Origin of the sequence: Pedobacter sp. MC2016-24 (assembly GCF_015223055.1) — a bacterium.
Taxonomy (GTDB): domain Bacteria; phylum Bacteroidota; class Bacteroidia; order Sphingobacteriales; family Sphingobacteriaceae; genus Pedobacter.
This window is the reverse complement of sequence record NZ_JADFBX010000030.1, coordinates 1-4,078: the sequence shown is the minus strand read 5'-3', so window position 1 is coordinate 4,078 and position 4,078 is coordinate 1. Positions and strand designations below refer to the sequence as shown.

5 protein-coding genes are annotated in these 4,078 nt (G+C 35.9%); 3 read left to right on the top strand and 2 right to left on the bottom strand.

What is annotated here, in order from left to right; translation table 11 throughout:
* The coding region (locus tag IM797_RS28480; RefSeq protein WP_228099181.1) for a hypothetical protein at positions 1-181 on the bottom strand (181 nt) is incomplete at its 3' end.
* A gap of 604 nt (positions 182-785) precedes the next feature.
* On the opposite strand from IM797_RS28480, the gene IM797_RS28055 reads away from it, so the two are divergent.
* Entirely contained in the window at positions 786-1,340 is a 555-nt protein-coding gene (locus tag IM797_RS28055) for a GNAT family N-acetyltransferase (RefSeq protein WP_194130544.1), read from the top strand.
* Positions 1,341-1,441: 101 nt separating this feature from the next.
* On the opposite strand, the gene IM797_RS28050 is transcribed toward IM797_RS28055, so the two are convergent.
* Entirely contained in the window at positions 1,442-1,903 is a 462-nt protein-coding gene (locus IM797_RS28050; RefSeq protein ID WP_194130543.1) for a hypothetical protein, read from the bottom strand.
* A 498-nt stretch (positions 1,904-2,401) separates the two neighbouring features.
* Here IM797_RS28050 and IM797_RS28045 point away from each other — a divergent pair, with 498 nt between their 5' ends.
* A complete protein-coding gene (locus tag IM797_RS28045; RefSeq protein WP_194130542.1) occupies positions 2,402-3,355 on the top strand; it encodes a hypothetical protein in 954 nt (317 codons plus the stop codon).
* 11 nt (positions 3,356-3,366) lie between these two features.
* Positions 3,367-3,921: a hypothetical protein gene (locus tag IM797_RS28040; protein WP_194130541.1), complete on the top strand. Its 555-nt coding sequence runs from the start codon at positions 3,367-3,369 to the stop codon at positions 3,919-3,921.
* Positions 3,922-4,078: the final 157 nt, after the last annotated feature.

Here is a 4,078-nt window from a genome sequence, read left to right as displayed (position 1 = left end):
CAATGGTAATATCGTTTTTGGGTTCCTCATGCACTGGAATATACAAACCGTCCTTGTTCCTTAGTTTATCGTTGATCACCTGTTTAATTACTCCGGTACCGATAAGTCTGTCTCCTTCTTTGAAATCAAATGTTAAACCCTCATATAAACAACCGGAAATACTATTGCCCGCAACTTTCATTTATCAATAAAAACATCCGTAAGTAGCGCCGCAAACCACGCGAATGAATTGAAGACTAGCTATTATTTAAGTTTTTTTAAAAACGAGATAGCAGCCAGAAGTATCGAACGCGAGTGCTTTATGATATCGATCTGTAAATTTATTTCTAAAGCTTTCGAGCTCAAATAAGGCTTGCAAACCCCCAAATTATAGAGTTTAATTGTTCATATAGTCTTATTTAAGATTTCGCCGTATTTTTGCCCGACAAATAGTAAATAAGATTTTCTTAGGTATACAAATAGGTTGCACAGGTAGTCATTATACTTCAATATCTCTTAAAGTTTCACCACTTTATAAATATTAGCACTATATTTGTATTGTACAATAACAACAGTGTTAGTCGTATTAGCAGTTTCATTAAGACTACTTATTATATTAGCATTATCAACATTAACAATTTTAAGAATGGCAACTCCAATAAAACCAACACCAATTCTTTATGGTTCTTCGTCTAAGAAGTTCAATGAGGAACTTACGTCTGGTCAAAATCAAAAGGCTTCGTCTGCTGAAAGGGAACGTATTGCAAGTCTTGTTAATAAAGTCTTAGCCAAGTCAGCTAGATAAGTTGGAACTTTCTGATTTGATTTTCACCCCGTTGGGTGAAGAATCACAAATAACTACTTTTGATTGTGGACTAGAGGATATTACATCATTTTTGCAGGATGATGCTGTTGCGTATCAGGCTGAAAAAATGGCGAATACCTATTTATTTCAAGATGAAAAAGGTACTGTGTTCGCCTTCTTCAGCATTTCAAATGATTGTTTGAATGATCTTGGTGATGAGCATGGTTATACAAATAATATTTGGAACAGGTTACATAGATTTCTGGGACTTTCAAATGTCAAAAGAATTCGTCAATATCCTGCCATAAAAATTGGGAGATTAGGTGTTCACAAAGATTTGCATGGTTCTGGAATCGCTTATCAGCTGATGGACTTCATCAAAGGTTGGGTAATGATTGACCATAAACCAGCTTGTCGCTTGCTTATACTAGATGCTGTCAATCAGCCTAAGCAGGTAAAATACTACGACCGTAATGATTTTAAGTTTCTACTTAAGTCCGATGAATCCAGTAAGACCAGAATCATGTACTATGACCTAGAGAAGCTGACACCATAATTAAGTTAGATGCTCTATTTTGGAGTTGGAGAGAGGTGCGAAAGCATGTCATTTAGATTAAGTAAAACCTTGTAGCTAAAACAATAAAATAATCAACTGATTTATAGAGGATTGTAATTCATCCCATGCCGCTGATCCACAACCTGCCAGATGTTGCTTTGCCGAACCAGTTTAAAATAAAAAGATATTTCGTATCCCTCTTCAAAAACGGACACGAATACTGTATCAACTTTTTTATCAAAAGAAGGTACACTTAACCTCACCCTGCTATCATAAGGCAAACCAGGTCCTTTATTAACTATTCTGTTATCCTTCGAATCTTCGAGATATTCGATATTAAAGGCTTCAGTATGTGATGGCCAGCTTTTACGATACTTTTCAGTCTTTAAAATATATACAGTATCATCTTTTGTATCCAGTATCTTTTTAAAGTCCTTATGGTCCAATACCGTTCTCAAAATATCTGCACTGTCTTTTCCCGATAAATATTTGGTGTCACTATTGCGACATGCAATAAGGGCTATTAACAAAGCACAAGACACCACCATAAATTTTCTTATCATCGCCTATTTACTTTTAACTGTATAGTATTTTAACCATTCCACGAAACTACACTTCTATTTGATAAATTCTTGATTCTTCCTCCCAGGGGTGATAACCTTGACCAAGGTATTTAAATCCATATTTTTCATAATAACCCATGTGGTCAGTGCATAAATTAAGATATTTGAATAGCATTAGAAATACAATTTTCATAAATAATAGGTGAAATTTCCGACCAGCTCTCTTGCAAATATCTTATGGCTATTTCTTTGTATTCAGGATTTTCTCTGACAGATATAATTCTCATTTCTATATTGGTTCATTAGTAAAACATAAATCTGATCAAGTTATAAAAAATTAGCGGTTACACAACTGTAGACCGCACACCCGACCGCCTGCGAAAGAGTTATCAAAAAATGAAGAAACATCTATAGATTAAGAGAAAAAAAACGAAATTAGAACCTTGTAACGTAAAGAATTACATTTACAATTGACCTTTCGAATCTAAATTAACGCTGATGTATAATTTTCGCTCAATCCTTTCAATCGCATTTGCGATCTGCTCCTTAAACCTATCCGCCCAGGAGATCAATACCGAGATTTACGGCAAAAAAATGAATACTTTTATCGATATAGAAAAGAAGTTAGGTGGGAAATTATACCAGGGAGAAGGAGATATGATTGTACCAGGAGGTATGGCAGTTCCACTGACTTTTAGAAGAGCAGAACGCGGTATCCCAGATTTACTGGTTACTTATACCTTCAGCAAACAGGACTCTTTGATAGACCGTATCGAGTACGAATGGGACATGATCAATTTTGAGCCCAGCAATAAGAAACAAACCCTTGATGTTCAGAAATCTTTCGTCAAAAAGTACGAATTACTGGTAAATCAGCTTAACCAAAAATATGGTGAGCGTGTGCATAAGGGTGATTTAAATGAGCTGGCCAAGATCGATTTAAAGGGCGGGCTTACCCGAAATGACAAATGGAAACCTAATGATAGTTTGACGATAACGCTATATACTGTACTGAGTAACTTTTATGAAAAAAAAGGAGATATAAAAATTGAGCCTACCAACCGCATCAGGCTCTATGTAAATAAAATCAAGAAAAACACGAACCCAGAATTAAGTGATGAAGCGATAGCAGCTGCAAAAAAAAGCTACGACCAGTTCATCCTTAAATTGAGGGCAGGAGATTTAGAAGGTGCAAAGACATCTTTTTCAGCCCAAATTCGCAATCAGATTACGGAGACTGTGTTTAAGCAGCTTAAAGATGGTATTAAGCCAGAACCTTTCAAAGTTTACATGCAAGGTTTACAAAATGTAAATGGCACCAATTACCTGATGATCCAATATGCTTATGAAAGTGCACCGGAAGAACCTAATGAAATTATAAGAGTGCTATTTGATAAAGAGCACCTGATCATTGGCATACAGCCATTGGTACGGAAGGCAAAGGTAAATTAGGAATTCATAGGATGAAAAAAGTAAACCAGATCTTGTTAATACTTATCAGCCTTGCAGGGACAACTTATGCCCAAACAAAGCCGATTGCTACCCACCAAGACCAGGAGCCAGTTCTGATCGCTGAAAGTAAAAAGAAATCAGAAATAGATGTAAGAATACCTATTATGAAGGCTATTGGAAGTTCCATGAATTCAGATGAATTGCATAAAATTAATAAAAATGCGGTACATATCATGTCTGTAGGCGTCTCATTTAATGATCAGGGAGTGGTTGATACGGTGTATCTATCGAAGATGCTTTCGCCGGAAATTTCTCAGATATTAAAACCTGGTACGCAGCTCACAAAAAAGGTACGCCAAGGTTTAAAGAGTTTAGGTACTTTTAAAAGTAAAGTAGTAGTTTTTCCAGTATTAATATTTAATGCTAACGGTAATGGCGTGGATTACAACCAAATCATGTTAAAGGAATTTGTGGGCATTTGGCCAGGACTCAATGTTAATGACCAAAAGAAGCCCCTGATTTTGCTAGAACCATTTTTAAATGGTTTTTTCCGTATAGTTAATTAGACCATCACTTCGGTGGCGACGCAAACCTCTACCTCTTCAATGGAAAAATGATGGAAATAACTCGATGAATTAAACACCGCCCATTACTTTACTCAACCGTATGAAAAAGGAGAACGTTTCACTCGTATAAAAATCTTAGCAAGGGGTAACAAAATCT

Bases quoted from the DNA above. Each gene is read 5' to 3' on its own strand.
- IM797_RS28050 (WP_194130543.1), bottom strand. From the start codon at position 1,903: ATGATAAGAAAATTTATGGTGGTGTCTTGTGCTTTGTTAATAGCCCTT.
- IM797_RS28045 (WP_194130542.1), top strand. From the start codon at position 2,402: ATGTATAATTTTCGCTCAATCCTTTCAATCGCATTTGCGATCTGCTCC.
- IM797_RS28040 (WP_194130541.1), top strand. From the start codon at position 3,367: ATGAAAAAAGTAAACCAGATCTTGTTAATACTTATCAGCCTTGCAGGG.